General features: G+C 68.7%; 30 protein-coding genes. 15 read left to right on the forward strand and 15 right to left on the reverse strand.

Annotated features, from left to right (window positions below; all coding sequences use genetic code 11):
• The first annotated feature begins 26 nt into the window (after positions 1–26).
• Genes ctaC through ACXKZF_RS06160 form a run of 4 tightly spaced genes read left to right on the forward strand, consistent with a single transcriptional unit; the run spans position 27 to position 3,891 of the window.
• Complete coding sequence (gene ctaC, locus ACXKZF_RS06145) at positions 27–908, forward strand: aa3-type cytochrome oxidase subunit II (protein ID WP_183417937.1); 882 nt, start codon at positions 27–29, stop codon at positions 906–908.
• A 2-nt stretch (positions 909–910) separates the two neighbouring features.
• Positions 911–2,674: an aa3-type cytochrome oxidase subunit I gene (ctaD, locus tag ACXKZF_RS06150; protein ID WP_183417936.1), complete on the forward strand. Its 1,764-nt coding sequence runs from the start codon at positions 911–913 to the stop codon at positions 2,672–2,674.
• A gap of 4 nt (positions 2,675–2,678) precedes the next feature.
• The gene (locus tag ACXKZF_RS06155) at positions 2,679–3,095 is read left to right on the forward strand and encodes a cytochrome c oxidase subunit 4 (RefSeq protein ID WP_055957416.1); all 417 of its coding nucleotides are present in this window, start codon (positions 2,679–2,681) and stop codon (positions 3,093–3,095) included.
• A 4-nt stretch (positions 3,096–3,099) separates the two neighbouring features.
• On the forward strand, positions 3,100–3,891 hold the full coding sequence (locus tag ACXKZF_RS06160) for a PP2C family protein-serine/threonine phosphatase (RefSeq protein WP_055957413.1): 792 nt from the start codon (positions 3,100–3,102) through the stop codon (positions 3,889–3,891).
• Positions 3,892–3,913: 22 nt separating this feature from the next.
• On the opposite strand, the gene ACXKZF_RS06165 is transcribed toward ACXKZF_RS06160, so the two are convergent.
• The 6 genes from ACXKZF_RS06165 to ctaE form a co-directional block, all read right to left on the reverse strand.
• Positions 3,914–4,870, reverse strand: a complete 957-nt coding sequence (locus ACXKZF_RS06165; protein ID WP_488985705.1) for an alpha/beta fold hydrolase — start codon at positions 4,868–4,870, stop codon at positions 3,914–3,916.
• Between the two features lie 32 nt (positions 4,871–4,902).
• Positions 4,903–5,310 (reverse strand): rhodanese-like domain-containing protein, encoded by a 408-nt coding sequence (locus tag ACXKZF_RS06170; protein WP_488985706.1) that lies wholly within the window; start codon positions 5,308–5,310, stop codon positions 4,903–4,905.
• A 311-nt stretch (positions 5,311–5,621) separates the two neighbouring features.
• Complete coding sequence (gene qcrB, locus ACXKZF_RS06175) at positions 5,622–7,466, reverse strand: cytochrome bc1 complex cytochrome b subunit (RefSeq protein WP_488985707.1); 1,845 nt, start codon at positions 7,464–7,466, stop codon at positions 5,622–5,624.
• On the reverse strand, positions 7,463–8,521 hold the full coding sequence (gene qcrA, locus ACXKZF_RS06180) for a cytochrome bc1 complex Rieske iron-sulfur subunit (protein ID WP_488985708.1): 1,059 nt from the start codon (positions 8,519–8,521) through the stop codon (positions 7,463–7,465). The genes qcrB and qcrA overlap by 4 nt, the downstream gene beginning before the upstream one ends.
• 39 nt (positions 8,522–8,560) lie before the next feature.
• A complete protein-coding gene (gene qcrC / locus ACXKZF_RS06185; protein WP_055957397.1) occupies positions 8,561–9,373 on the reverse strand; it encodes a cytochrome bc1 complex diheme cytochrome c subunit in 813 nt (270 codons plus the stop codon).
• A gap of 16 nt (positions 9,374–9,389) precedes the next feature.
• Positions 9,390–10,022 carry an aa3-type cytochrome oxidase subunit III gene (gene ctaE, locus ACXKZF_RS06190; RefSeq protein ID WP_183417929.1) on the reverse strand — a complete coding sequence of 211 codons (633 nt, stop codon included), beginning with the start codon at positions 10,020–10,022 and terminating at the stop codon, positions 9,390–9,392.
• A gap of 185 nt (positions 10,023–10,207) precedes the next feature.
• Between ctaE and trpD the strand changes: the two genes are divergently transcribed.
• Both trpD and ACXKZF_RS06200 read left to right on the forward strand, forming a co-directional pair.
• Entirely contained in the window at positions 10,208–11,269 is a 1,062-nt protein-coding gene (trpD, locus tag ACXKZF_RS06195) for an anthranilate phosphoribosyltransferase (protein WP_055957390.1), read from the forward strand.
• Positions 11,270–11,272: 3 nt separating this feature from the next.
• Positions 11,273–12,265: a PHP domain-containing protein gene (locus ACXKZF_RS06200; RefSeq protein WP_488985709.1), complete on the forward strand. Its 993-nt coding sequence runs from the start codon at positions 11,273–11,275 to the stop codon at positions 12,263–12,265.
• Here the strand turns inward: ACXKZF_RS06200 and ACXKZF_RS06205 are convergent, their stop codons facing one another.
• Complete coding sequence (locus ACXKZF_RS06205) at positions 12,266–13,177, reverse strand: 5'-3' exonuclease (RefSeq protein WP_488985710.1); 912 nt, start codon at positions 13,175–13,177, stop codon at positions 12,266–12,268.
• A 283-nt stretch (positions 13,178–13,460) separates the two neighbouring features.
• On the opposite strand from ACXKZF_RS06205, the gene ACXKZF_RS06210 reads away from it, so the two are divergent.
• The 3 genes from ACXKZF_RS06210 to ACXKZF_RS06220 all read left to right on the forward strand — a co-directional run bounded on the left by ACXKZF_RS06210 (position 13,461) and on the right by ACXKZF_RS06220 (position 15,484).
• Positions 13,461–13,859: a YchJ family protein gene (locus tag ACXKZF_RS06210; RefSeq protein ID WP_055957381.1), complete on the forward strand. Its 399-nt coding sequence runs from the start codon at positions 13,461–13,463 to the stop codon at positions 13,857–13,859.
• Positions 13,860–14,036: 177 nt separating this feature from the next.
• The gene (locus ACXKZF_RS06215; RefSeq protein ID WP_488985711.1) at positions 14,037–14,711 is read left to right on the forward strand and encodes an SDR family oxidoreductase; all 675 of its coding nucleotides are present in this window, start codon (positions 14,037–14,039) and stop codon (positions 14,709–14,711) included.
• The gene (locus tag ACXKZF_RS06220; RefSeq protein ID WP_488985712.1) at positions 14,708–15,484 is read left to right on the forward strand and encodes an isocitrate lyase/PEP mutase family protein; all 777 of its coding nucleotides are present in this window, start codon (positions 14,708–14,710) and stop codon (positions 15,482–15,484) included. The genes ACXKZF_RS06215 and ACXKZF_RS06220 overlap by 4 nt, the downstream gene beginning before the upstream one ends.
• Before the next feature lie 154 nt (positions 15,485–15,638).
• Here ACXKZF_RS06220 and ACXKZF_RS06225 read toward each other — a convergent pair whose 3' ends face one another.
• The 3 genes from ACXKZF_RS06225 to ACXKZF_RS06235 form a co-directional block, all read right to left on the reverse strand.
• The gene (locus ACXKZF_RS06225) at positions 15,639–16,289 is read right to left on the reverse strand and encodes an LON peptidase substrate-binding domain-containing protein (RefSeq protein WP_488985713.1); all 651 of its coding nucleotides are present in this window, start codon (positions 16,287–16,289) and stop codon (positions 15,639–15,641) included.
• Positions 16,290–16,363: 74 nt separating this feature from the next.
• On the reverse strand, positions 16,364–17,431 hold the full coding sequence (locus ACXKZF_RS06230) for an FUSC family protein (protein WP_488985714.1): 1,068 nt from the start codon (positions 17,429–17,431) through the stop codon (positions 16,364–16,366).
• Positions 17,432–17,434: 3 nt separating this feature from the next.
• Positions 17,435–17,803: a winged helix-turn-helix transcriptional regulator gene (locus ACXKZF_RS06235; RefSeq protein ID WP_055957370.1), complete on the reverse strand. Its 369-nt coding sequence runs from the start codon at positions 17,801–17,803 to the stop codon at positions 17,435–17,437.
• Positions 17,804–17,895: 92 nt separating this feature from the next.
• Between ACXKZF_RS06235 and ACXKZF_RS06240 the strand changes: the two genes are divergently transcribed.
• Entirely contained in the window at positions 17,896–18,756 is an 861-nt protein-coding gene (locus ACXKZF_RS06240) for an SDR family oxidoreductase (protein ID WP_488985715.1), read from the forward strand.
• Positions 18,757–18,913: 157 nt separating this feature from the next.
• On the opposite strand, the gene ACXKZF_RS06245 is transcribed toward ACXKZF_RS06240, so the two are convergent.
• Entirely contained in the window at positions 18,914–19,276 is a 363-nt protein-coding gene (locus tag ACXKZF_RS06245; RefSeq protein WP_243222689.1) for a DUF2834 domain-containing protein, read from the reverse strand.
• 52 nt (positions 19,277–19,328) lie between these two features.
• On the opposite strand from ACXKZF_RS06245, the gene ACXKZF_RS06250 reads away from it, so the two are divergent.
• The 3 genes from ACXKZF_RS06250 (at position 19,329) to ACXKZF_RS06260 (ending at position 21,429) form a co-directional block, all read left to right on the forward strand.
• On the forward strand, positions 19,329–19,670 hold the full coding sequence (locus ACXKZF_RS06250) for a TraR/DksA family transcriptional regulator (RefSeq protein ID WP_488985716.1): 342 nt from the start codon (positions 19,329–19,331) through the stop codon (positions 19,668–19,670).
• 175 nt (positions 19,671–19,845) lie between these two features.
• Positions 19,846–20,061, forward strand: coding sequence for an SCO4848 family membrane protein (locus ACXKZF_RS06255; RefSeq protein WP_055957360.1), 216 nt, complete (start codon positions 19,846–19,848; stop codon positions 20,059–20,061).
• 120 nt (positions 20,062–20,181) lie between these two features.
• The gene (locus tag ACXKZF_RS06260) at positions 20,182–21,429 is read left to right on the forward strand and encodes an MFS transporter (RefSeq protein WP_488985717.1); all 1,248 of its coding nucleotides are present in this window, start codon (positions 20,182–20,184) and stop codon (positions 21,427–21,429) included.
• A gap of 40 nt (positions 21,430–21,469) precedes the next feature.
• On the opposite strand, the gene ACXKZF_RS06265 is transcribed toward ACXKZF_RS06260, so the two are convergent.
• Entirely contained in the window at positions 21,470–22,201 is a 732-nt protein-coding gene (locus ACXKZF_RS06265) for a YidC/Oxa1 family membrane protein insertase (protein WP_488985718.1), read from the reverse strand.
• A 161-nt stretch (positions 22,202–22,362) separates the two neighbouring features.
• A complete protein-coding gene (locus ACXKZF_RS06270; protein ID WP_055957347.1) occupies positions 22,363–22,641 on the reverse strand; it encodes a DUF6412 domain-containing protein in 279 nt (92 codons plus the stop codon).
• A 61-nt stretch (positions 22,642–22,702) separates the two neighbouring features.
• Between ACXKZF_RS06270 and ACXKZF_RS06275 the strand changes: the two genes are divergently transcribed.
• Complete coding sequence (locus tag ACXKZF_RS06275; RefSeq protein ID WP_488985719.1) at positions 22,703–23,215, forward strand: glycine cleavage system transcriptional repressor; 513 nt, start codon at positions 22,703–22,705, stop codon at positions 23,213–23,215.
• A 48-nt stretch (positions 23,216–23,263) separates the two neighbouring features.
• On the opposite strand, the gene ACXKZF_RS06280 is transcribed toward ACXKZF_RS06275, so the two are convergent.
• Entirely contained in the window at positions 23,264–23,647 is a 384-nt protein-coding gene (locus ACXKZF_RS06280) for a DUF3054 domain-containing protein (RefSeq protein WP_488985720.1), read from the reverse strand.
• 170 nt (positions 23,648–23,817) lie between these two features.
• Between ACXKZF_RS06280 and ACXKZF_RS06285 the strand changes: the two genes are divergently transcribed.
• Complete coding sequence (locus ACXKZF_RS06285) at positions 23,818–24,321, forward strand: metallophosphoesterase family protein (RefSeq protein WP_488985721.1); 504 nt, start codon at positions 23,818–23,820, stop codon at positions 24,319–24,321.
• A 198-nt stretch (positions 24,322–24,519) separates the two neighbouring features.
• Here the strand turns inward: ACXKZF_RS06285 and ACXKZF_RS06290 are convergent, their stop codons facing one another.
• Positions 24,520–25,704, reverse strand: coding sequence for a fatty acid desaturase family protein (locus ACXKZF_RS06290; protein WP_488985722.1), 1,185 nt, complete (start codon positions 25,702–25,704; stop codon positions 24,520–24,522).
• Positions 25,705–25,834 lie beyond the last annotated feature (130 nt).

Below are 25,834 nucleotides of genomic sequence, written 5' to 3' on the forward strand. Positions count from 1 at the left end.
TCATCCACGACCCGGAAAGGTGCATTGTGCCCTCCAAACGTCGCCTTCGTTGGGCAGCGCTCCCTCTCGGGATCGCGTCCGTCGCACTCCTCTCGGGCTGCACCACGACCCAGCTGCACGGATTCCTGCCCGGCTTCGTCGATGACGGAACGCCCGCCACGAACCACACCGACATGGTCGCCGGTCTGTGGGTCAACTCGTGGATCGTGCTCCTCGCCGTGGGCGTCATCACCTGGGGTCTCATGCTGTGGTCGGTCATCGCGTACCGCCGTCGCCGGGGCCAGTCCGGTCTGCCGGTGCAGTTGCGCTACAACATGCCGGTCGAGATCTTCTACACGATCGTCCCGCTGATCCTGGTCGTCGGTTTCTTCGCCTTCACGGCGCGCGACCAGAACACGCTCGAGACGCAGTACGACGACCCCGACGTGTCGATCACCGCCTACGGCAAGCAGTGGGCTTGGGACTTCCAGTACAACGGCGAAGAGGAAGACAACTCCGACGCCGTCTACTCGATGGGTGTGCAGGCGATCGCCACCTCCGACGGGTACGACCTCGACGACGTGCCCACCCTCTACCTGCCGGTGAACAAGACGGTCAAGATCGACCTGCGCTCGCGCGACGTCATCCACTCGTTCTGGATCATCGACTTCCTTTACAAGAAAGACATGTACATCGGCCGCGACAACGAGTGGTCGTTCATGCCGACTCGTGAGGGCACGTACGAGGGCAAGTGCGCCGAGCTGTGCGGTGAGTACCACTCCGCCATGCTCTTCAACGTCAAGGTCGTCAGCGAGGCCGAGTACGAGGACTACCTCGACTCGTTGCGCCGTGCGGGCGACGTCGGTGACATCAGCGACCTGTCGCGTCTGCAGAACCTGACGACGACCGGTACCGAAGGGAACGAGTGATCATGGCCACGACGCTTCCGCTCCAGGGGACGGGCCCCTCGCGGCCGACGACTCTCCCGCCGCGTCAAGCCGCACTGCTGAGCACCACGCGTGTCGAGCAGAAGGGCAACCTGGTCGTCAAGTGGATCACCTCCACCGACCACAAGACCATCGGGTACATGTACCTGATCGCCTCCGTGCTGTTCTTCATGCTCGGTGGCGTGATGGCGCTGATCATCCGTGCTGAGCTCTTCGAGCCCGGCATGCAGATCATCCCGACCAAAGAGCAGTACAACCAGCTGTTCACCATGCACGGCACGATCATGCTGTTGATGTTCGCGACGCCGCTGTTCGCCGGCTTCGCCAACGCGCTGCTGCCGCTGCAGATCGGTGCGCCCGACGTGGCGTTCCCCCGTCTGAACGCGTTCGCGTTCTGGCTCTTCCTCTTCGGTTCGACGATCGCCGTCTCGGGCTTCCTCACCCCGCAGGGTGCGGCCGGCTTCGGGTGGTTCGCCTATCAGCCGCTCGCCAACGCCAGCTTCTCGCCGGGCGTCGGAGGAAACCTCTGGATGCTGGGCCTCGGCATCAGCGGTTTCGGCACGATCCTCGGTGCAGTGAACTTCATCACCACCGTGCTGACCATGCGCGCACCCGGTATGACCATGTGGCGCATGCCGATCTTCTCGTGGAACACGCTGATCACGAGCATCCTGATCCTGCTCGCGTTCCCCGTGCTGGCGGCCGCCATCTTCGCCGCCGCCGCCGACCGCGTGCTCGGCTCCCACATCTACAGCCCCGAGAACGGTGGTGTCCTGCTCTGGCAGCACCTCTTCTGGTTCTTCGGTCACCCCGAGGTGTACATCATCGCGCTGCCGTTCTTCGGCATCGTGTCCGAGATCTTCCCGGTCTTCAGCCGTAAGCCGATCTTCGGGTACAAGACCCTCGTCTACGCCACCATCGCGATCGCCGCTCTCTCGGTGGCCGTGTGGGCGCACCACATGTATGTCACCGGCGGCGTGCTGCTGCCCTTCTTCGCCCTGATGACGATGCTCATCGCGGTCCCGACGGGCGTGAAGATCTTCAACTGGATCGGCACGCTGTGGCGTGGATCCGTCACCTTCGAGACGCCGATGGTCTTCGCCCTGGGCTTCCTGGTGTCCTTCGTCTTCGGCGGTCTCACCGGCGTGATCCTGGCGTCGCCTCCGCTGGACTTCCACCTGTCCGACTCGTACTTCGTGGTCGCGCACTTCCACTACGTCGTGTTCGGCACGGTCGTGTTCGCGATGTTCGCCGGGTTCTACTTCTGGTGGCCCAAGTGGACCGGAAAGATGCTCAACGAGCGTCTCGGCATGGTGCACTTCTGGATGCTGTTCGTCGGCTTCCACATGACCTTCCTCATCCAGCACTGGCTCGGCGTCGACGGCATGGTCCGTCGATACGCCGACTACGCCGCCGCCGACGGATGGGCATGGGAGAACCAGCTGTCCACCGTCGGGTCGATGATCCTCGGCGCTTCGATGATCCCGTTCCTGCTGAACGTGTGGATCACCGCCCGTAAGGCACCGCGCGTGACGGTCGACGACCCGTGGGGCTACGGAGCATCGCTCGAGTGGGCGACGTCGTGCCCGCCGCCGCGCCACAACTTCACCTCGATCCCGCGCATCCGCAGCGAGCGTCCCGCGTTCGACCTGAACCACCCCGAAGCCGGTATCCCGGTCGGCGTGGGTCCGGCCAAGGACGCCCCCGATGCACCTGTCGTCGACGCTGCTGCCGGAGAGGTCAAGTAAGTCCATGCGTACCAACGTCAATCTCTGGTGGATCCTCGCGGTCTTCTCGTTCCTCATCGCGGCGGTCTACACCGTCTGGAGCCTCATCCAGCACGGCGGTGTCGAGTGGGTCGGCACGGTTGCGCTCGGGTTCCTCGGGCTCATGTCGTCGATGATCGCGTTCTATATCGGTCGTGTCCTCAAGTCCCAGCGCGGCGAGCTGCCCGAGGACACCCTGACGGCCGACATCGATGACGGTGACCCCGAGATGGGCGAGTTCAGCCCGTGGTCGTGGTGGCCCATCGTGCTCGCGGCGTCCGCGGCGATCGCTGTGATCGGTCTCGCTGTGGGCAGCTGGCTCGTGCCCGTCGGTTTCGCGGTCTTCGTGATTGCCATCGTCGGCTGGGTGTACGAGTACTACCGCGGGTACTTCGCACGCTGATCCTGTGCCCGTTCGGCTGATAACGGCCGCCGTCTCGGATGCCGGCGCCCATCGTCCCACCAACCAGGACGCCGCTTTCGCGGCGTCCTGGGGTGCGGCGGTGGCTGATGGCGTCGGCGGTGGCCCGTCCGGTGATCTTGCGTCGGCGGCTCTGGTGCACCGCCTGGTCGCAACCCGCGGCGGAGGGCTCGATGCCGATGGCCTGCTCGTGCGCATCCGCGAGGCGAATTGGGACATCCGAGCGCATGTCGAGCGCAACCCCGCCCTCGAGGGCATGGCGACGACCTTCACGGGTATCTTCCTGAGCACGACGGGCGACCTGCTCCTCGCGCATACGGGTGACTCCCGTGCCTACCTTCTGCGCGATGGGGAATTCTCCCGCGAGACGCGCGACGACTCCTACGTTCAGGCCCTGGTCGACCACGGCATCATTCCGCCGGAGGCGGCCGCAGCGCACCCCCGCCGCAACATCATCACCGCTTCTCTCGGCGGAGCCGAAGGAGACGTGGTCTCCGTCGCTGAGCGTCCGCCGCGCATCGGAGACCGCTGGGTTCTCTGCAGCGACGGCCTCACCGACTACGTGCCCGAGGCCGACGTCGCACGGCTCATCGCCGAAGCCTCCGGCCCTCGTGAGGCCGCGGCATCCGCTGTCGCTCTGGCGCTCGAGGCGGGAACGCGAGACAACGTGACGGTCGTTGTCTGCGACGTCGTCGACGACGACGACACCACCACGGTGGACCCGGTGTTCTTCGGGTCGGCCGCGCGGTGGTTCGCAGAAGACGTCGAGACCGCCTGAGCGGACACCGCTCCAGGTCCCGTCATCGAGCCGCGGCTTTCGCAAAGGCGTCCATCGCCTCTATCGCCAGCCCCGCGCTCCGCGGGCCGCCGTGCCCGTCCTCCTCGACGACTTCCAGTCTGCTGCCCGGCCATGACCGGTGGAGGCGCCACGGCGTCAATACGGGCCCGCTGATGTCGCGTCGCCCGTGCACCAGAACCCCGGGAATCCCGGCGAGCTCGGAGGCTCGTGCGAGGACCGACTGATCGCCAGGCAGAAAGCAGTCATGCGCCCAGTAGTGCGTGACGAGGGTGGCGAAGTTCAGGCGGTGCCGGTCGTCCGGATGCAGAGGTCCTGGCGCTGCATGAGGCCCGAGCGAGATGTGAGCGGTCTCCCACGCGTCCCACTCGTCGGCGGCCCGTCGGCGCACCTCGGGCGAGGGATCTGTGAGCAGTCGTGCGTATCCCTCTATCGTGCGCTCGTCGTCGGACAGGGGCGCTCGTAAGCGTTCATGCGCCTCAGGAAAGACAGGAGCAACGCCGTCGGTGATCCAATCGATCTCCCACCGGTGGCCCGTGGTCACGGCGAGGTTGACGATCTCTGTCACGCGATCGCGGTGCGCGAGCGCGTATGCGAGTGCGAGGGTGGATCCCCAGGACACGCCGTGCAGCAGCCACCGTTCGATGCCGAGGTGAACGCGGACGGCCTCGAGGTCATCGATTAGCTGCACTATGGTCTGCGTCCGCAGGCTGGACACGTCGTCAGAGGCCCACGGCGTGCTGCGGCCGCACCCGCGTTGGTCGATGCCGACGATGAGGTGCAGCGCGGGATCGAACCGACGGCGGTAGCCGCCAGGGCCGAGGCCGCCGCCGGGCCCGCCGTGCAGATACAGCGCGGGACGTCCCCGCGGGTTGCCCGAGGTCTCCCAGTACAGTCGGGCACCGTCGGGCCGCTCCAGGAAACCGCTCGCGAAAGGGGTGATCGGAGGATGCGGAGGCATCCCGGCATCCTATGCGCCGGAGTACCCAGCCGTCAGCGTCGCACGACCATGACGGTGGCATCGAACACCCGATCGCACGGCCCGTCATCGTTCTCGAAGGGCTGTCCCTCCCGCACCCAGTACTCGTAGCCGCCGATCATCTCGCGCACCTCGTATCCCAGCTGCGCGAAAGCGAGAGCGCCCTTCTGGCCAGCATTGCAGCCGGGGCTCCAGCAGTAGACCACGACCGGCATGTCGAGGGGGATCTCCCGTGGAGCTCGATCCGCGATCACGCGATAGGGCATGTGGAGAGCGCCCGTCACACGCCCCTGCAGCCAGGCGTCATCCCCTCGCACGTCGACGAGCACGAAGCGCTCCCCGGCCTTCTGCGCGGCGTAGACGTCGGACGGATCGGTCTCGACGGCGAGGCGGGTTCGGAAGTACTCGAGTGCATCGGTCACCCCTCCACGGTAGACACCGGGCGCATGACGGGGGAGGTGCCCGGAGGCCACGATGCCGCGGCATCCTGCCAGAACCCACGGTGGTCAGTGGGCGGGAGACCGGACGGACATCCGGAGGCCACGGGGCGGCGTCCTGCCAGAACCCACGCTGGTCGGTGGGCGGGAGACCGGGAAGACATCCGGATGCCACGGGGCGGCGGCATCCTGCCGGCCTCAGGTCGGGGAATCGCCCTGTCGATCGGGCGCGACGACCGGTCTCCGCATACGACTGAAGCCCCGGTGCCTTAGCACCGGGGCTTCACTCAAGAGTCTTACTCGCTCTTCTCACCGCGGGGGCGGTTGGCCTCTCCGAGTCCCCTGGGAGCCGGGATCTCGACCTCGACACGCTCGCCGACCGCGTTGCGGGGACGACCGTCTTCGTCGGCGCGGGCATCGGCGCCGGCGATCTCGTCGGCCTCCTCGTGCGCGATGTGGTCGAGCTCGTGGTGCTGGTGCGCGACCGCAGCATCGATCTCGGCCTGCGTGAGAGGTGCCAGACGGTCTTCGAAGAACCACCGCGACACCGAGGCACGGATGTTCTCGTGCCAGGGGATCTGACCCTTCTCGTTCGGGCGGACGACGAGGGGCTCGTAGGTCTCGTTGTCGACGAGCTTCCAGCGCTCGAACTCGTCGACAGGCTGGTGAACCTCGATGTACTCGCCGCCGGGCAGGCGCACGATGCGACCCGACTCGTACCCGTGCAGAGCGATCTCGCGGTCCTTCTTCTGCAGCGCGATGCAGATGCGCTTAGTGACGAAGTAGGCGAGGATCGGGCCGAGGATCAGCATGGCCTGGAGGGCGTGGATGACGCCCTCCATCGTGAGGTGGAAGTGCGTCGCGATGATGTCGGACGACGCCGCGGCCCACATGACGGCGTAGAACGTGACACCGGCGGCACCGATGGCGGTGCGGGTTGCGGCGTTACGCGGACGCTGGGCGATGTGGTGCTCGCGCTTGTCTCCGGTGACCCACGCCTCGATGAAGGGGTAGATCAGCACGAGGACGATGAACAGACCGAGCACGGCGACCGGCAAGATGATGTTCCACGACCAGGTGTGTCCCCACAGCACGAACTCGAGGTGCGGTGGCACGAGACGCAGCGCGCCATCGGCGAAGCCGATGTACCAGTCGGGCTGAGTACCGGCCGACACGGGCGACGGGTCGTAGGGACCGTAGTTCCAGATCGGGTTGATCGTCACCAGTGCGGCGATCAAGACGATCACGCCGAACGTGATGAAGAAGAAGCCACCCATCTTGGAGGCGTACACCGGCATGATCGGGTAGCCCACGACGTTGCTGTTCGTGCGGGCGGGGCCGGCGAACTGCGTGTGCTTGTTGATGATCATCAACATGAGGTGCACAGCGAGCAGGGCGACGAGGATCGCCGGCAGCAGCAGGATGTGCAAGGTGTACAGACGACCGACGATGGTGGTGCCGGGGAACTCACCGCCGAAGAGGAGGAACGAGGTCCAGGTGCCGATGATCGGCAGACCCTTGATCATGCCGTCGATGATGCGCAGGCCGTTACCCGACAGCAGGTCGTCGGGGAGCGAGTAGCCGGTGAAGCCCTCTGCCATCGCCAGGATGAAGAGGATGAAACCGACGACCCAGTTGAGCTCACGCGGCTTGCGGAACGCACCCGTGAAGAACACGCGGAGCATGTGCACACCGATACCGGCGACGAACACGAGCGCCGCCCAGTGGTGGATCTGACGGACGAGCAGACCGCCGCGCAGGTCGAACGAGATGTGCAGCGCCGACTCCATTGCTGCCGACATCGCGATACCGCGCATGGGCTCGTACGCACCGTTGTAGTGCGTCTCGACCATCGACGCCTGGAAGAAGAACGTCAGGAACGTGCCGGAGAGCAGCACGACGACGAAGCTCCACAGGGCGATCTCGCCGAGCATGAACGACCAGTGGTCGGGGAAGACCTTGCGACCGAGCTCCTTGACGAGGCCCGACATGCTCGTGCGCTCGTCGAGGTAGTTCGCCGCGGCGCCGACGAAACGGCCCCCGAGCGGCTTGCCGTCTCGACCGGCGGGCGCCTGCGGCGGACCGGAGTAGACGGCAGGTTCGGTGGTGACGTTCTCGGTGGGGTGAGTACCGGTACTCATGAGCGCTCCCAGAAGCTGGGGCCGACGGGCTCTTGGAAGTCACTCTGCGCGACGAGGTAGCCCTCGGCGTCGACGGTGATGGGGAGCTGCGGCAGGGGACGGGCAGCCGGGCCGAAGATGACGGCCGCGCCGTTGGCGACGTCGAACTGCGACTGGTGGCAGGGGCACAGAAGGTGGTGGGTCTGCTGCTCGTACAGTGCCACGGGGCAACCGACGTGGGTGCAGACCTTGGAGTACGCGATGATGCCGTCGTACGACCAGTCGAGGTTGTTGGTCTCGGGGTTGAGCTGCTCGGGCTGCATGCGCATGAGCAGCACGATGGCTTTGGCCTTCTCTTCGAGGTACCCCTCGTCATGACCGAGGCCGGCGAGCTCTTCGGGGATCACGTGGAAGGCGGAGCCTAGGGTGACGTCGGCCGCGCGGATCGGACGACCGGAGGGGTCGTGCGACAGGCGCATGCCTTCTTTCCACATCGTGTGGCTCAGCATCGTCACGGGGTCCTGATCCTGCGGCGCGAGTCCGCGGAAGAGGGTGATGCCGGGAATGATGGATGCCGCCAGCGCAGCGAACATCGAGTTGCGGATGATCTCGCGACGACCGAAGCCGGAGTCCTTGTCGGCCTCGGCGAAGACGTTGATCGCACCCTCGCGAACCTCGTCGCGCCCACGGGTCGCGTGGCGGTCCTCCATGTACTCCTTGTCGGACATGACCGACTTGCCCCAGTGGATGGTGCCGATGCCGATCGCCAGCAGCGCGAAGGCGATGCCGAGCCCGATGAAGAGGTTGTTGTAGCGGATGTCGATCATCGCGCCCGACTCGATCGGGAAGATCATGTAGGCGATGCTCGCCCAGATGCTTGCCGCGACCGAGACGTAGAACAGGGTGTAGACCGTGCGGACCGCACGCTTCATCTCCTGCGGGTCCTTGTCGGTCATCCGCTGACGGTGACCGGGCAGGCCCGGGTTGTTTACGGCGTCGGGAACCGCGACGGCGAGGCCCGAGCCGGGCTTCCAGGAAGCCCTCTCGTGCTCGAGTGCGTCGTCCTCGTGTGCCATGGTGCTCCTCGTGCGTTTACGTAATGTCGAAGACGACGGTCAGTTGGACTTCGCCGTGATCCACACGGTCAGGGCGATCAGTGCCCCGATACCGAAGATCCAGATGAACAGACCCTCGGAGACCGGGCCCAGCGACCCGAGGGCGTAGCCGCCGGGGGAGTCGGTCTTCTGTACGTACATCAGGTACGAGATGACGTCGCGCTTGTCTTCGGGGGTGAGGTTGAGGTCGTTGAAGACCGGCATGTTCTGCGGGCCCGTGACCATCGCCGCGTACATGTTGACGGGGGTGACCGTGTGCAGGTCGGGTGCCCACTTGCCCTCGGTCAGAGCGCCGCCGGCGCCGGCGACGTTGTGGCACATCGCGCAGTTGATGCGGAAGAGCTCGGCTCCGTGGGAGAGGTCGCCCTCTCCGTCGACGAGCTCTTCGGTGGGGTAGGCGGGTCCGGGGGCCGAGGACTGCACGTACGCCGCGATGGCGTTGATCTGCTCTTCCGTGAACTGCACGGGCTTGACCGGAGCCTGCGGGCCCTGGGCCTGCAACGGCATGCGGCCCGTCGAGACCTGGAAGTGCACCGACAGCTCGCCGACGCCGAACAGTGCGGGTCCCTGTTGGCTGCCCTCGAGGTTGAGACCGTGGCAGGTCGCGCAGTTGGCCTGGAAGAGCTTCTCGCCCTCTTCGACCGCGGTCGCGGAATTGGCCTCGCTGACGGGCGTGGTGGTGGTCGCGGCCATCGCGGCCGAGGCGCCGGCGTACGCACCTCCGGTGAGGAGGAGTCCGATGCCGATCAGCGCGGCGGCGGCCAGGGGGCTACGGCGCCCGGACGACCGACGAGTCTTCTTCTCGCGTGCCATGTGGAGTACAGCTCTCTTACTTGAGGAAGTAGATGACGACGAACAGGGCGATCCAGACGACGTCGACGAAGTGCCAGTAGTACGACACGACGATCGAGGTGGTCATCTCTTTCCGGCCGAAGTTCTTCACGGCGTACGCACGGCCGATCACGAGCAGGAAGGCGATGAGGCCGCCCGTCACGTGCAGGGCGTGGAAGCCGGTGGTCAGGTAGAAGGCGGAGGCGTAGGGGTTGGCGCTGATGGGCATGCCCTCGGCCACCAACGTCGCGTACTCCCACACCTGTCCCGACACGAAGACCGCGCCGAGGATGAAGGTGAGGTAGAACCACTCCACCATTCCCCACTGCTTGAAGCCGGTGGCCTTGCCCGTGCGGTACGGCTGGTACCGCTCGGCGGCGAAGACGCCCATCTGGCACGTGACCGACGACAACACGAGGATGAACGTGTTGACCAGCGCGAAGGGGACATTGAGCAGCTGGGTCTCTTCGGCCCACAAGGACGCGGAGGTGCTGCGGAGGGTGAAGTAGATCGCGAAGAGGCCTGCGAAGAACATGACCTCGCTGCCCAGCCACACGATGGTGCCTACGGCGACCGGGTCGGGTCGCTTCACGGCACGCACGGCCTGGGAATACGTCGCTGAGGTCGTCACCGTTCCATTATGCGCGATCCGCGGGCCCGATCATCCCATCCCCAACATGAGTTATTCCATCGTCGAGACTTAGGGAAGCCTCAGAATCCGCAAGGAATCCCCGGTACGGAGCAGGTTCGCCTTGCCCCCGCCGGAGGCCCGGATCGCGACACGGCGAGACGACACGCGTGTGAAAGGATCGTCCCATGGCGGAACGCTTCACCTGGCCCGATCTGCTCTCCTCGCTGCTGGCCGGCGACGACCTCAGCGTGTCGGAGTCCACGTGGGCGATGAGACAGGTGATGGCGGGCGAGGCCACACCCTCGCAGCTCGCCGGGTTCCTCATCGCGCTGCGCGCGAAGGGTGAGACCGTCGAAGAGATCGTCGGCTTCCGCGACGCCATCCTCGAGGCGGCGGTCCCGCTTCCCGTGCGCGCGGAGGTCCTCGACATCGTGGGAACGGGCGGCGACCGTTTCGGCACCGTCAACGTCTCCACGATGGCGGCCATCGTGGCCGCCGCATCCGGGGTTCCGGTCGTCAAACACGGCAATCGCGCCGCGAGCTCGTCGTCGGGGTCGTCCGACGTGCTGTCGTCGCTGGGGATCGCGCTGACCCTCGCGCCGGAGAAAGTGGCGGAGACGCTGGATCGCACAGGCATCACCTTCGCGTTCGCGTCGGCGTTCCACCCCGGGTTCCGCCACGCCGGTCCGACACGGGCCGAGCTCGGCGTTCCGACGGTTTTCAACTTCCTCGGGCCCCTGTGCAACCCGGCTCGCGCAGAGGCGAACGCCGTCGGGGTGGCCCACCTCGACCGTGTACCGCTGATCACGGGAGTCTTCCGCACGCGTGGCGCCACCGCTCTGGTGTTCCGCGGTGACGACGGACTGGACGAGCTCACCACGACCGGGCACAGCCGTCTGTGGGAGATCAGCCGGGGCGACGTGCACGAGCACGACCTGGACCCGCGCGATCTCGGCATCCCCGTCGCCGACATCGACGACCTGCTCGGCGGGTCACCCGACCACAACGCCGAGGTGGTGCGGCGCGTGCTCGCGGGCGACACGGGACCGGTCCGCGACATCGTCCTGCTGAACGCGGCGGCGGGTCTGGTGTCGTTCCGTCTTTTCCAGGATGCGGCCGAGGTGCAGCGTCCGATCCTCGAGCGTCTCGCGGAAGCACTCGCCGACGCGGCAGCGGCCATCGACGACGGACGGGCGGCGGCGAAGCTCGACGACTGGGTACGGACCTCGAAAGAACTGTCGGAGTAGCGCGTGGATCCGCTCGAGGCGCTCACCGAGATCGCGTACCTGCTCGAGCGGGAGAGGTCGTCGCGCTACAAGTCGAAGGCGTTCCGCACCGCGGCCGCCGCGATCGAGGGGCTCAGCGACGCGGAGCTGCGCGACCCGGCGCTGCGGCGGCGACCCGGAATCGGCGACTCGACATTCACCGTCATCCAGCAGGCGTTGGCGGGAGCCGTGCCCGAGCGTCTCGCGACGCTGCGCGCCGAGTCGGCGCCGACGGGTGGCGCGGAGCTGCGCGCCAAGCTGCGCGGCGATCTGCACAGCCACAGCGAGTGGTCGGACGGGCTCACCCCGATCGAGGCGATGGTGGAGGCAGCGCGGGGACTCGGCCACGAGTACCTTGCTCTGACCGACCACTCGCCGCGCCTCACGGTCGCCAACGGACTGTCGCCGGAGCGCCTCCGCGCGCAGATGGAGGTCGTCCGCGGCCACCGCGGTGACGGGTTCACGCTCCTCACCGGCATCGAGGTCGACATCCTGGACGACGGGAGCCTCGACCAGCAGGACGAGTTGCTCCGCGAACTCGACGTGGTCGTGGCATCCGCTCATTCGAAGCTGCGCATGGAACGCGGGCCCATGACGAAGCGCCTGGTCGCCGCAGCGAAGGACGCGCGGGTCGATGTCCTGGGGCACGTGACGGGACGGCTCGTCGAGGGCGCGCGGGGGACGCGACCGCCGTCGGACTTCGACGCGGCGGCCGTGTTCTCGGCGTGCGCCGACTCGGGTGTCGCCGTCGAGATCAACTCGCGTCCGGAGCGGCAGGACCCGCCCGACGCGCTGTTGACGCTGGCCATCGAGGCGGGGTGTTTGTTCTCGATCGACTCCGATGCGCACGCGCCCGGGCAGCTGTCGCTCCTCGACTACGGCGCGGCGAGAGCCGAGGCGCTCGGTGTGCCGGTCGACCGCATCGTCACGACGTGGCCGCTGGAGAAGCTGCGGGATTGGCTGGAGCGCTCGCGCTGATCAGCGCCGCAGCGCGGTGAGGGCGCGCGTCATCGACGAGCCGAGGTTCCACGTGTCGGCGAGGGCCGTCGCTGCTGCCTCGTCGACGGGACGGATCAGGTCGTCGTAGGGGGCGAGTTCGAGTTCGCGGGCGACGCGCACGACCGCGGGCGCGACGTCGAGATAATCGCTCGCCGTGAGGATCTTGGCGCGCTGGGCGGGAGTGCCCGCGGAGCCGTCGGCGGCGGCGGCCCGGATGCCGTCGAGATCGCCGCAGGCGGCCAGAAGCGACGCCGCAGACTTCTCCCCGATCCCCGCCACCCCGGGCAGGCCGTCGGAGGGGTCGCCGCGCAGAGCGGCGAAGTCGGCGTACTGCGCGGCGTGCACGCCGTACTTGCCGACGACGGCGGCGTCATCGACGATCTCGAGGTTGCTCATGCCGCGCGCGGTGTACACGATGCGGATGCCGCGGTCGTCATCGATGAGCTGGAAGAGGTCGCGATCGCCGGTGACGATGTCGACCGGTGCGTCCGCGCGAGTGGCGAGGGTGCCGATGACGTCGTCGGCCTCGTGCTCGGCCGCCCCGACGATCGGGATGCCGAGTACCTCCAGCGCCGCACGGATCACGGGAATCTGAGCCTCGAGCGGGTCGGGGACCTCTTCGATGTCGGTGCCCGCGGGCACCGCCTCGACGACGCGGTGCGCCTTGTAGCTGGGCAGGAGCGCGACGCGCCAAGCGGGCCGCCAGTCGTCGTCCCAGCACGCGACGAGACGGGTGGGCTCGTACGTCGTCACGAGCTTGCCGATCATGTCGAGCAGTCCGCGCGCGGCGTTGACCGACGTGCCGTCTGCCGCCTTCACCTTGTCGGGTACGCCGTAGAACGCGCGGAAGTACAGCGACGCGGTGTCGAGGAGCATGATGCGGTCGGTCACGGGTTCGATCCTGGCACGCGGGCACGGCGCAGGACCATGGGGCTCGTCGCATGCGGCGACGTCACCCGCCCGGCGATCGGGTGCTGGTCGTCGAGGATCGGGTGACACCGGAGCGCAACGGGAGGCGTGCCGTCGGCTGGTCGACGTCAGCGGTGCCTCCTGGGGTGGGGGCGGCGGTCGTGGTGGATGCCCGGCAGCGACCGGATCTGCGCCGGAACCTGCGGGTGCGCTCGCTGTTGCACGTTCGCGATCTGCCGTGACTCTCGCGGCTTAGAGTGGCGGAATGTCTTTCGGGTCGGCATCCACTCGTCCCTCGTCTGACGCGTCGTGCCCGTGCGGGGGCGGGGTGTTCGGGGGGTGCTGCGGACCGATCCTCGACGGTGCGCCCGCTCCGAGCGCCGAGCGTCTCATGCGTTCGCGGTACACCGCCTTCGCCGTCGGTGACCGGGCGCATCTCACCCGGTCATGGCATCCGCGCACCCGACCCGATCGCATCGACGTCGACGACGGCATGTCGTGGAACGGTCTCGTGATCGAGCACGCCGCGGAGGACGGCGATGCCGCGGTCGTGGCGTTCCGTGCGGCGTGGCGTCAGCACGGGGTCGAGGGGGAGTTGCGCGAACGCAGCCGCTTCCTGCGTCGCGGGGGCCGATGGGTGTACGTCGACGGCGACGTGGACTGAGGGCGTCAACCCCGCCGCCCGATGTCGGAGGTGCTGCGTAGGGTCATGCTCGGGTCCGTGAACGCGCCTGTCCCGGCGGCGCTCACAGCGCGAGGTGATTGCGCTGCATGAGGCACCGCCCGTCCGGGTGGACCACGTGGCCTTCGAATTATCGATCGAAAAGTGGAGGACCGTGACATGCAACACATCGTGATCATCGGAGGGCACGGCAAGGTTGCGCTGCACCTGGCGCGGCTGCTCGCCGATCGGGGAGACGAGGCCACGTCCGTCATCCGCGACGCCGGTCAGTCCGGTGACATCGAGCAGGCGGGCGGTACGCCCCTCGTTCTCGATGTCGAGAAAGCCGACGTCGACGAGATGGCGGAGGCCTTCTCGGGTGCCGATGCGATCGTGTGGTCGGCGGGGGCCGGTGGGGGCAGCGCCGAGCGCACCTACGCCGTCGACCGGGATGCTGCGCAGCGCGCGATCGATGCTGCGGCCAAGGCGGGCGTACGGCGTTTTGTCCTGGTCTCGTGGATCGGGTCGACCCCCGATCACGGGATCGACCCCGACGACGCCTTCTTCGCCTATGCCGACGCCAAGCTCGCCGCCGACGACCACCTGCGTGCGAGTGAGTTGGACTGGACGATCCTCGGCCCGGGTACTCTGACGCTCGACCCCCCGACGGGGCGCATCACCACCGCGCCGCAGGGCGAAGGAGAAGTCTCGCGGGCCGATGTGGCGGCGGTCGCCGCCGCTGCGCTCGTGCAGCCGGCCACGATCGGTCGGTTCATTCGATTCGGCGCGGGGGAGACCCTCATCGCCGAGGCCATCGCCGACACCGCCGTCCGCACGACAGGAGAAAACGCATGAGCACCCTTCCCGAACGGGCCCAGACTTTCGCCCAACTTCACTCCGCCCCCGAGATCCTCCGTGTCGTCAACATCTGGGACGTCATCTCGGCGAAGGCCGTGGCGGCGCTGCCCGAGACGAAAGCCCTTGCCACCGCCGGCCACTCGATCGCTGCGACCTTCGGGTACGAAGACGGCGAGAACATACCGCTCGACGTCATGCTCGACATGGTCGGCCGTATCGTGTCCGCGGTCGACGTGCCGGTGACGGCCGACCTCGATTCCGGCTTCGGCAACCCCGGCGAGACCACGCGCCGTGCAATCGGCGTCGGTGTGATCGGGGCGAACGTCGAAGACAAGGTGCAGCCGCTCGCCGATTCGGTGCGCGCCGTCGAGGCCGTGATCGCGGCGGGCGAGGCCGAGGGCGTCCCGTTCGTGCTGAACGCGCGCACCGACGTGTTCCTCAAGGGCGGGGACCGTCCGCTCGACGACAAGATCGCGGATGCCGTCGAGCGTGGTCGCGCGTTCCTCGCCGCCGGTGCCACCACGGTGTTCGTCCCGGGGAAGCTGGATGCCGAGACGACCCGCCGTCTGGTGGAGGGGCTGGGAGATCGCAAGCTCAGCGTCATCGGCGTGCCCGGTGCGCTCACGGCGGCCGAGTACGAGGCTCTCGGCGTGGCCCGCATCTCGTACGGCCCTCAGACGCAGCGCGTCGCGCTGACCGCGTTGCAGGACCTCACCATCGACCTCTATCGCGACGGTGTCATCCCCTCGACGGTGCGTGAGCTGAACTGAGCGGGCGTTCGGGCCCGGGGTGCCGCTGGAAGCGGTCTCCCCGGGCCCCGGGCATGCGGGGTTGCGCTCCGGGTCTATGACGTGCCGCGAGCTGGCGCGTCGGGTGGGCGGTGCTGACATACTCACCCGTGTGGCGAGCGCAGGGTGCCCGCCGTCAGTCGTCGCCGGGGCTGTCGTCGTCGACCACGATGACGCCGTCGGGCACGGGATCGCCCAGCAGCGGTTCAGCGGCCAGGGTCAGGTCGATCGTCGCGCGCAGCAGCCCGCCCAGAGTCGATGAGCGCAGCAGATCCATCTGGTCGAGTTCTCCCAGCGGTGCGATCGCGGCCAGTTGCCACGCGCGGGGAAGCGGCTCCTCCGACAGCTCGACCTCGGGGTCCCACCGTGTACCACCGAACTGCCTCGCACGGGCGAGCACGCGTCGGACGATCCGTTCGGCCTCCTCGAGCAGCGGCGCCAGCGCATCGTTCCACTCCAGCTCGGGTAGCGCCCGGACGTCGGCGCGGGGGTAGGGGTCGTCGTCGAGCCACTCGACGATCTCGAACCGCTCGGTTCCGCGCGCGACGATCTGCATCTGCCCCGCCTGTGGGACCACGTGGCTCAGCTGCGCCATCGTGCCCAGGGCGAAGCGCTGGTCGCCTCCACCGGTCTCGGTGCCGCGCTCGATCAGCACGACCCCGAACGCCGGGTCGGTTTCGTCGAGGAGCCGGCCGAGCATGACGAGGTAACGCTCCTCGAAGATCCGCAGCGCCAGGGGCGTGTACGGGAAGAGGACGGCGCCGAGGGGGAACATCGCGGTACCCATGCGGCCCAGTCAACCAGCGCGCAGGGCGGTGAGGGCGCGCACGGGGAAGATTCGCAGCAGAGGATGAGAGCCGGTCAGAACGCGTCACCGCGAAGCGTCTCGTGCACGCGGTGCAGATCAGTGAGCATCGACCCGACGAGCACCCAATGCGCCGGCGACGGCGTCTGGATCTGCAGGGGGCGCGTGAGGGCGGGCTCCTCTGCGGCAGACGGCTCGGTGCCACGGCCGGGGCCGGTGTCGAGTCCGAATGCGAGGCGTACGTCATGGGCCGCGCGATGCAGTTGCTCGGCGATCGCGCGCACGGCGGGTTCGTCGACGATCGACGCGTCGTAGCCGTCGTAGACCGCACGGGTCATGCCCACTGTCTGGGTGACCACCGGAGTGAACCGGTCGAGCAGGTCGCCCATCGCGGCGAGATCGGTACGGTGGCGGCGGCTGCGGGGGTTCAGGGCCAGCGAGTCCTCGCCGTCGCCGAGTGCGTCGGCCGCGGCGTCTCGAACCGGCCGCAGCAGTCGCGCCTCGAGCAGAAGACCCTCGAGCGATGACGGGGTCTGCGGAGTCTCGAGCGCGTCGGCGAGTCGCTCTAGCGAGGCGGCGAGTTCTCGTCCGAGGGTGTCGACCTTCTCTCGCGCCGGAGGCACGAGCACCGGCGGCACCAGCACCGCGTTCACGACGATGCCGATGGCGGCACCGATGAGCGTCTCGAGCACACGATCGAGGGCGTAGTTCGGGGTGGCGGTGCCCAGGGCGAGCACCAGCAGCGCGCTGATCGCGATCTGGTTCGTCGCGCCGGGCGAAATGCGGGCGGCCCACGCCACGACCAGCGCGACGCCGGCCGAAAGCAGAGCGACCCACGGCTGAGAACCGAAGGCGAGCCCCAGCAGCGCCGCGATCACGACGCCGACGATGACGCCCACGCTGCGCTCCACGGCGCGGGTGAACGACTGATTGACGCTCGGCTGCACGACCAGGAGGGCTGCGATCGCCGCGAAGATCGGCGGCGGGCCCTGCACGAGCCAGCCCGCCAGCACCCAGGCGGCGACGATTGCGAGGGCGGATTTCGCCACCTGCAGGAGCGGGACGCGGCGCGGAGTGCGCACATTCAAGCTTCCGCGCACCTGGCGCATGTCGGGAAAACGCATGGCTCACCCCTTCCGCGCGACGATGTCGTCGGCGTTGTCGGCGACCCACTCCATGAGGGGGATGACCCGAGTCATGAGATCTCGACCGCGGTCGGTGAGGGCGTACTCCACGCGCGGCGGTACCTCGGGATAGGCAGTGCGGGCGACGAGGCCGTCTCCCTCCAGCGTCTTGAGCGTGCTGGCGAGCATCTTCTCGCTGATCCCTGCGACGTTGCGACGCAGGACCCCCCAGCGTTGGGTGCCGTCGGACAGAGCGAGCAGCACGAGCACACCCCACTTGCCCATGACGTGGTCGAGCACGGTGCGGGTGGGACACCCGTCGGTGAAGATCTGCGGATTGCGACCCCGAAGATCGGCAAGACTAACGGTCATGTGAGTACCTAACCAGAAAGTGGGTACCGTCATTCCGGAATGCGCGGGCGTGGCGCAGGTTGCACACGGCGTACCCATCGAAAGGACACCCCATGACTCTTCTCGTCACCGCCGCCTCCGGCCAGCTCGGTCGCCTCGTCGTCGATGCACTGCTGCAGCGCGGTGTGCCGGCATCCGACATCGTCGCGGGCGTACGCACTCCCTCGAAGGCCGACGATCTCTCCGCGCGCGGCGTCAGCGTCGTCGAGTTCGACTACGCCCGTCCCGAGACCCTCGCACCCGTACTCACGGGTGTCGACCGCGTGCTGCTCATCTCGGGCACCGACGCCGATCGCGTCAGCGGCCACCGCAACGTCATCGCCGCGGCACGCGATGCCGGCGTCGGGCGACTCGTCTACACCAGCGCCCCCCGCGTCGACGAGATCGACTACGCCCTGGGTGCCGACCACAAGGCCACCGAAGAAGCCATCGCCGCTTCGGGACTGTCCGCGACGGTGCTGCGCCACAACTGGTACACGGAGAACTACCTGGATGCCGTGGCCCGCGCCGCCGACACCGGTGAGATCGTCGCCGCGGTCGGCGATGCGCGCGTCGCGAGTGCGAGCCGTCGCGACTATGCGGAGGCCGCGGCCCTCGCCCTCATCACTGACGACCTGGTCGGTCAGACGCTCGAAGTGGGCGGAGACGTGGCCTGGACGTACGACGAGCTCGCTCAGGCGGCGACCGAGGTGCTGGGTCGCCCGGTGACCTACACCGCGGTCACGATCGAGCAGCTCACGGCCGGCCTCGAGGCGGCCGGACTGGATGCCGGGACGGCGGCGTTCGTCGCGGGCATCGACGACGCGATCGCACGCGGGGCGCTGTCGCAGACCGACGGGACGCTGTCTCGACTGCTCGGGCGTCCGACGACGCCGCTCGTCGATGGTCTGCGCGAGGGCCTCGCGACGAGCTGACGGCCGGCGCGAGAACCCCGGTACGCCGATCTGCGGCGCGATGCCTTCGTCGTGCCGTAGATCTGCAGCGCTCCGGCGAACAGTGACGACCGGAGTCCGTCCCGTGGCCGCATCCACGGGACGGGGTCCGGCCCCTCACCCCGGCGGTCGCGGGACGTCACCGATGATCGGCGGGGGAGGCGGCTGCCCGGGCGGTGAGACGGCGCTGACGCATGGCGAGGAACAGCGGGAACGTGAAGGCGAATGCCGTGATCCCCGACAGCACGATGTACAGCCACGCGAACCGCATGCCGAGGCGGCGGGCCTCGACGATGATGAAGATGCTCCCCGCGATGGCGACCACCAGCAGATCGACCGTGATGGACGACACCGCCGGGCCGCTCGAGACGAGGTCGCCGACGAAGTCGCGCATCTGCACGATGGCGAGCGCGTTGAAGGTCCAGGTGCCCACGAGGCCGGCGACGGCCAGCACGAGGAAGACCACGGCGGTCGGTGTCCAGTGACGGCGGAGTTCGCTCATGCGCCGATACTGCCCGAGACCCGGTGTCGCAGGTGGGGGCTAGCGTCGGAGCATGGATGCCGTCACCGCCACGCGCATGCTCGATGACCGCGGACGCGAGGTCGAGCATCGCCTCAGCCGCCTCCGCGAAGACGAGGACAGTCTGCGACACGACCGCGCGGACGCGACCGCCGACGACGAGCACGACCCGGAGGGATCCACCCTGTCGGCGGAGTGGGCGCAGGTCGACGCGCTGCGTCGCGGCGCGGAAGCCGAACGCGCCGAGATCCTCGCGGCGCGGGAGCGTGTGGCATCCGGTGTCTTCGGCGTCTGCGAGCGGTGTGGGGGGCCCATCGCCGACGCGCGTCTGGAGGCGCGGCCGTTCGCCCGCTTCTGTATCGCGTGCGCGTCGTGACGGCGGGGCGCTGAGCGCGGGTCCTGTGCCGTCCGAGGGGCACCGCGCGCACTCGGGTTCGGCGCGGGCCGAGCCGCAGCGCGTGGTGCGCGTCGACCACGATGAACGCGTCCGTGCGCCGGGGTCGACGCCCCGCCCTGTGCTGTGCGCACCAGCGGACGCTTAGGCTCGAGGCGTGGAACCTTTGCTGATCGTGCTGCTGTTCGCCAACGCCGTGTTCAACGTCGTCGTCTGGCCGCGGTTCTACCCGCGCATCGCGAAAGATCCTCGCGCGCGGGACGCGGCCGGCAAGCCCACGCCGTTCTTGATCGTCCACACGGTGCTCATCGCGATCGCCCTCGTACTCGCTCTGGCATCGGTGATCGCCGCGATCGCGGCGCTGGTGGGCTGATTCCGAGCTTCGGTGAAGCGCCGCAGGTAGAATGAAGTCGCGGGACTCTCCCGCCCCAAGGTGTAACTACCTGCCCGGTCCGGCAAGGCGGCACGTTCCCCCGCCCCCGGAGACCGATCCATGACATCGCCCTCGTCGCCGAGCGCCGTCGCCCACCGCCCGCTGTTCCACCACACGGGTGCGTGGTACTTCCCCGTCGCCTTCATCGCGCGGCTACCGTTCGCCATGATGACGGTGGGCGTCCTCGCCCTTGTCGTCGCCGCGCGCGGGTCCGTCGCCCTCGGCGGGCTGACGTCCGCCGCGGTCGGACTGGGGGTCGTCATCGCCGGTCCCGTGCTGGGCGATCTGGCCGACCGTTACGGACAGCGAAGAGTGCTGGTGCCGGCCGGGGTGCTCAATGGCATCCTGCTCGCGGTGTTCCCGTTGGTCGTGGCCACCGCGACGGTCGACGGCATGCTTCTCGCCGCCGCGGTGGCCATCGGCCTCACCGGTCCGCAGACCGCGGCGATGTCGCGCACGCGGGTGATGGCCCTGATCGGGGAACGCGTGCACCCCGACCGTCGTCAGCGCACGTTCTCGCGCGCGATGGCGTACGAGTCGGCCGCCGATGAGACGGCATTCGTGATCGGGCCTTTCGTCGTGGGTGTCCTGGCCGCCCTCATCGCGCCGTGGGCACCGATCGCCGTTGCCGCGGTACTGAGCTTCGTCTTCGTCACCGCTTTCGCGCTTCACCCGACCGGACGCGCCGTCCCCGAGCGGTCCGAGCGGGCGGCGATGGCGCCGTTCAGAGAGCTTCTGCATCCCCGCATGCTCGTTCTGGTGGCGGCGGTCTTCGGTGTGGGCCTGTTCTTCGGCTCGACGCTGACCTCGCTCACCGCGTTCATGGAGGCGCAGGGCGCGCCCGAGGCGGGGGCCCTTCTGTACGGGGTGATGGGCGTGGGCTCGGCAGTGCTGGCACTCGCCGTGGCCGTGCTTCCCGCGCGTTTCACGCTGCGGTGGCGCTTGATCGTTTTCTCCGTCGTGCTCACCGCGTCGGCCGGTGCGTACACCGTCGGCGGCTCCGTCGTGACGGTGACCGCGGTGCTGTGCCTCATGGGCATCGGGGTCGGCCCCTCGCTGGTCACCCTGTTCAGCCTGGCCGGTGCCCGCGCGCCGCGCGGCCGCACCGCATCGACGATGACCCTCCTCGCCTCGGCCTTGACGCTCGCGCAGGCCGCCGCGTCGGCGGTGACCGGCGCCGTCGCTGAAAGCGTGTCGGTGTCGACGGCCATGCTGTTCCCGGGCACGGCGGCACTGCTGGTGCTCGCGATGGCCGCGGTCAACGCGTCCGCGTCACCGCGGTGGGACGCGGACGCGCGCACGGTGTGATCGGTCGGGCATCGCTGCCGCTCGGTGGTGATGCCGCCCGTCACGACGGCAGCGGGTATTGCCGTCTGAGCAGCAGTCGTTGCGCGAGCGTCCACACGGTCGTCACGGCGAGATAAAGGGCCGCCGCTACCGGAACGAACGCGGCCACCACCGCGGTGGTGAAATGCAGGGTGCCCACCATCCCCGTCATCCAGGCCGGTGCCGTCGGATCCGGGGCCGGACGCAGCAGGCGCCGCGTCGCCTCGGCGACGAGCGCGACCACGGCGACGAGTGTGCCGATGACGGCGAGGGTGGCTGCATCCGTCGTCCCCGTCGAGAACGCGCCGATGAGGCTCCGTCCCAGCGGCACACCCAGCAGTTCATGCGCGAGCAGTGGGTTCGCCTGCCCGCCGACGGTGGGGTGCAGGAAAACGGCGTAGAGCAGACCGACCACGGGCGCCTGGGCGAGCACCGGGAGGCAACCGGCGAGCGGCGAGGTCCCCTCGTCGCGGTAGAGCCGCATCGTCTCGCGCTGCAGGCGTTCGGGGGTACGACCCCAACGTTCCCGCAGCGCACGTAGGCGGGGCGCGAGGCGGGCGCGCGTCTGTTCGGCGCGCGCTTGCGACACCCCCACCGGGATGAGCGCAAGACGCGCCGCGAGAGTGACGACGACGACGGCCAGTGCGGCAGCCGCCGTACCGGCGAGGGGGTCGAGCAGGGTGGTCAGGGCGAGAAGTGCTCGCGTAGCGAGGTCGAGCAGGAGAGCGAGAGGGGGCAGGGTGAAGAGGTCCACGGGGCGTCCGTTCGAGTGAGGCGATCACAGGGTGGATCGGTCACGGGCCGCAGGTGTCCTCCGATCTCGGGACGGAGCGTCGGGGCTGCTGCTGCGCGGGCGACCGGCACCGCGCATCCCGGACGACACGACGCCCGTCGAGGGGCGAGGACGCGTGCGGACTACGCGGTGCGGACCTCGTACCCAGGGGCGCGCGGGCGCGGATGCCCGGCCGCATCGGGGTCGCTCTGCGCGAGAGGGGCCGACGGGTCGATGGGCCGCGCGCACGGCGGGGGAGCATTTCCCACCAGGGCCGGCAGTACCACGAGGACGATCGCCGCGGTCACGACGACGGCGGCGGCCAGGACGAGCGCGAACAGCGGAGTGCCGCCGCCCGGCGTGAGCGCCAGCTCGGCCGAGACGAGCAGCAGGTTGAGCAGTGCGATCAGCGACGCGATCACGAACTCACCCCCTCCGGCGGAAACCCCACGGTATCAGCCACATGCTCGCTACGCTGTCGGAATGGTCACCCTCGTGCTCACCGTCGTCGGCGACGATCGCGCCGGTCTCGTCTCCGCCGTCGCCGACATCGTCGATGCCCACGGCGGCAACTGGGAGAACAGCGAGCTCGCCGAACTCGCGGGTGCCTTCGCCGGGATCGTCGAGGTCTCCGTGTCAGCCGACCGCGCCGACGCGCTGCGCCGGGCGCTCGAGAGTCTGGCCGGAACCCTCGCGGTGACCGTGCACACCGGCTCGGCCGCCGCGTCGGCATCCGTCCCGCGCAGCGTGACCCTCGACGTGGTCGGCAACGATCGTCCGGGCATCGTGCGCGAGGTCTCCGCCGCGCTCAGCGCGCGGGGTGCGAGCATCGAGCGGATGTCGACGCAGACGACGGATGCCGCGATGGCCGGCGGACGCCTCTTCGAAGCCGCGATCACCGTGACGCTCGCCGAGGGGATAGAGGTCGACGACCTCGTCACCGAGCTCGAGCGCCTCGCGGCCGAGATCCAGGTCGACGTTTCGCTCAGCGACTGATATCGACGCGGCCCGTTCCCCGACGCCCCGACGTCTCCGCCGGGGCGGTCAGGCGCGTCGGGAGTGGGCCACCACAAGAGCGACACCGCGCCAGCCGAGCAGGAACAGCGCGAGCGTGATCGCTGCCACGATGACGAACGCGATGGCGATGCCCTGGCCGCTGAGCGCTCGCAAGGTCACCCCGAGTACGACCGTCACGGCCCACACCGGCAGGCCGGTGCGCAGGACGGCGACGGGGCGCCGCCAGGCACGGGTGATCAACCAGCCCGCCAGCAGGGCGACCAGGAACGGCCAGGCCGTCGTCGCCAGCCCTGTGCCTAACGGACCGAAGGCATCGCCCTCGTGCGTCGCTCGACCGATTGCCGCGAAAAGGATGACGAGAGCCGCATCCACGATCAGGGCGACGACGGGGAAGCGGCGGGGGGTGGGCACCTCTTCATTCTCGTCGCTCCTCGGGTGGTGCACGCGCATCGTCGATCCTTCGCCCGCGCGCCGCGCCCGTCGCCGAGGCGCGCGGCACCGAGCGCGGGCATGCGACGCGGGCGCCTCCGGAGGTGAGGAGTCTCGGACACGGAGGAGCCGCCGATGGGTAGCGTGGGGGAATGGCGACCCGACTGCTCCTCGTGGCCGACACACACGTACCCAAGCGGGCGCGCGTCGTTCCGGATGCCGTGCGCCGGGCGGCATCCGAGGTCGACCTGATCGTGCACGCCGGCGACTGGGTGAGCGTCGCGGTGCTCGACGAGCTGAGCGCCCTCGGGCCCGTGCGGGGCGTCTGGGGCAACAACGACGGTGACGACCTGCGCGCACGCCTGCCGGAGATCGCGTGCGCCGAGATCGACGGAGTGCGGGTCGCGGTCGTGCACGAGACGGGAGCTGCGACCGGGCGGGAGAAGCGCATGGATGCTGCATTCCCCGAGACCGACCTGCTCGTATTCGGCCACAGCCACATCCCGTGGGACACGGTGACCCCGAACGGTCTGCGCCTGCTGAATCCCGGTTCGCCAACCGACCGCCGGCGCCAGCCCGCCTGCACCTTCATGACGCTCGTTCTCGCCGACGGCGACGTTCGCGACGTCGTGCTGCACGAGGTTCCTCGCGCCTGACGGCGGCCACCGCCCGCGCGCACCTTCGCCGCCGCTCACCGCACAACCGGGGGAGGGGGCCGCCGTGCCCTTCGATCGACCGTGCTGACGGACGGGTCGCTCCCCGCGTGAGCCGCGCGCCGATCGAGGCGGCGAACAGGGGCGAGAACGACGAAGGCGCCGCCCCCGAGGGGGACGGCGCCTTCGTGTGCGCGGTGATTACTTGACTGAAAGGTGACGCGTCGATCCTGTCAACGGGCAGTCGAAGGGATCGCGAGCGGCGAGCCCCACCTCGTTGAGGTACCGGATGACGATGCCGTAGGACTGCAGCAGAGTGGTCTCGACGTACGGGACGCCGAGGGTCTTGCAGTGCTCGCGCACGATCGAACGGGCGCGGCTGAGGTGCGGGCGCGCCATGTTCGGGAACAGGTGGTGCTCGATCTGGTAGTTCAGACCGCCCATGAGCCACGTCGCCCACCAGCCACCGGAGATGTTGCGCGAGGTGTAGACCTGCTTGCTGAAGAAGTCGAGCTTCGCGCCGGGGGCGATGACTGCCATGCCCTTGTGGTTGGGTGCGAATGACGCGCCCATGTAGACGCCGAAGACGGCCAACTGAACGCCGAGGAACGCGAAAGCCATGCCGAGCGGCAGGAAGACGAAGACCGGGGTGATCACGAGCGCGTGGCGCAGCGCGAGCAGGCCGAGCTCCTGCCAGCGGCCCTTGATCTCTTCGCGCGAGGACAGGTGGCGAAGCGCGAGGAAGTGCAGGTTGAGACCCTCGAGCGTGAGCAGGGGGAAGAACAGCCAGCCCTGACGTCGGGTGATCCACCTCTGGATGCCGCGCGCCTTGGCGGCGTCTTCGTCGAGGAACGAGATCGTGTCGATCTCGATGTCGGGGTCTTTGCCGACGCGGTTCGGGTTGGCGTGGTGGCGGGTGTGCTTGGACGCCCACCAGGACTGGCTCATGCCGACGATGCCGTTGCCGATGATCAGGGCGAGGCGGTCGTTGGCGGGCCCGGAGGAGAGGATCTGGCGGTGATTCGCCTCGTGGGCAAGGAAGGCGACCTGGGTGAACAGGATGCCGAGGGCCGCGGCGATCAACAACTGGTACCAGCTGTCACCGAGAAGGACGAATCCGGTGATGGCTCCGGCGAAGCCGAGGCCGACCGCGATCGCGACGAGGACATAGAAGCGGGGGGTCCGAGCCAAGAGCCCGCTCTCGCGGACGACCTGAGACAACTCTGTGTAGGCCTTGGCGATGGGGGGAAACTCCGTGGTGCCGGAGTACGTCTGACGAACGGGGCCGAGGCGGGACTCGACGATGGTGGAGGCGATGGAACTTCTCCTCGGATCGGGGGTGACCCTGGTGGGGAGCCGGGCGGTTACCCGGGCTGAGGCCCACATTACGTGCCCTCGTATGAGGCCCCCGGAATACATCCGCATGTGCAGGATGCTCACGGCAAACGGTAACTCCCGTGACGTGTTTCGACCGATGTCACGGCGGTCCGGAAACACCGGAAGCCGGGCTCATCGC

This window comes from Microbacterium sp. ABR10 (assembly GCF_057812175.1).

What these genes read in the sequence shown, in the direction of transcription:
- ctaD (WP_183417936.1), top strand. Translation starts at nt 911, where the DNA reads ATGGCCACGACGCTTCCGCTCCAGGGGACGGGCCCCTCGCGGCCGACG.
- ACXKZF_RS06155 (WP_055957416.1), top strand. Translation starts at nt 2,679, where the DNA reads ATGCGTACCAACGTCAATCTCTGGTGGATCCTCGCGGTCTTCTCGTTC.
- ACXKZF_RS06165 (WP_488985705.1), bottom strand. Translation starts at nt 4,870, where the DNA reads ATGCCTCCGCATCCTCCGATCACCCCTTTCGCGAGCGGTTTCCTGGAG.
- qcrB (WP_488985707.1), bottom strand. Translation starts at nt 7,466, where the DNA reads ATGAGTACCGGTACTCACCCCACCGAGAACGTCACCACCGAACCTGCC.
- qcrA (WP_488985708.1), bottom strand. Translation starts at nt 8,521, where the DNA reads ATGGCACACGAGGACGACGCACTCGAGCACGAGAGGGCTTCCTGGAAG.
- qcrC (WP_055957397.1), bottom strand. Translation starts at nt 9,373, where the DNA reads ATGGCACGCGAGAAGAAGACTCGTCGGTCGTCCGGGCGCCGTAGCCCC.
- trpD (WP_055957390.1), top strand. Translation starts at nt 10,208, where the DNA reads ATGGCGGAACGCTTCACCTGGCCCGATCTGCTCTCCTCGCTGCTGGCC.
- ACXKZF_RS06210 (WP_055957381.1), top strand. Translation starts at nt 13,461, where the DNA reads ATGTCTTTCGGGTCGGCATCCACTCGTCCCTCGTCTGACGCGTCGTGC.
- ACXKZF_RS06215 (WP_488985711.1), top strand. Translation starts at nt 14,037, where the DNA reads ATGCAACACATCGTGATCATCGGAGGGCACGGCAAGGTTGCGCTGCAC.
- ACXKZF_RS06220 (WP_488985712.1), top strand. Translation starts at nt 14,708, where the DNA reads ATGAGCACCCTTCCCGAACGGGCCCAGACTTTCGCCCAACTTCACTCC.
- ACXKZF_RS06225 (WP_488985713.1), bottom strand. Translation starts at nt 16,289, where the DNA reads ATGGGTACCGCGATGTTCCCCCTCGGCGCCGTCCTCTTCCCGTACACG.
- ACXKZF_RS06230 (WP_488985714.1), bottom strand. Translation starts at nt 17,431, where the DNA reads ATGCGTTTTCCCGACATGCGCCAGGTGCGCGGAAGCTTGAATGTGCGC.
- ACXKZF_RS06235 (WP_055957370.1), bottom strand. Translation starts at nt 17,803, where the DNA reads ATGACCGTTAGTCTTGCCGATCTTCGGGGTCGCAATCCGCAGATCTTC.
- ACXKZF_RS06240 (WP_488985715.1), top strand. Translation starts at nt 17,896, where the DNA reads ATGACTCTTCTCGTCACCGCCGCCTCCGGCCAGCTCGGTCGCCTCGTC.
- ACXKZF_RS06245 (WP_243222689.1), bottom strand. Translation starts at nt 19,276, where the DNA reads ATGAGCGAACTCCGCCGTCACTGGACACCGACCGCCGTGGTCTTCCTC.
- ACXKZF_RS06250 (WP_488985716.1), top strand. Translation starts at nt 19,329, where the DNA reads ATGGATGCCGTCACCGCCACGCGCATGCTCGATGACCGCGGACGCGAG.
- ACXKZF_RS06260 (WP_488985717.1), top strand. Translation starts at nt 20,182, where the DNA reads ATGACATCGCCCTCGTCGCCGAGCGCCGTCGCCCACCGCCCGCTGTTC.
- ACXKZF_RS06275 (WP_488985719.1), top strand. Translation starts at nt 22,703, where the DNA reads ATGGTCACCCTCGTGCTCACCGTCGTCGGCGACGATCGCGCCGGTCTC.
- ACXKZF_RS06285 (WP_488985721.1), top strand. Translation starts at nt 23,818, where the DNA reads ATGGCGACCCGACTGCTCCTCGTGGCCGACACACACGTACCCAAGCGG.
- ACXKZF_RS06290 (WP_488985722.1), bottom strand. Translation starts at nt 25,704, where the DNA reads ATGTGGGCCTCAGCCCGGGTAACCGCCCGGCTCCCCACCAGGGTCACC.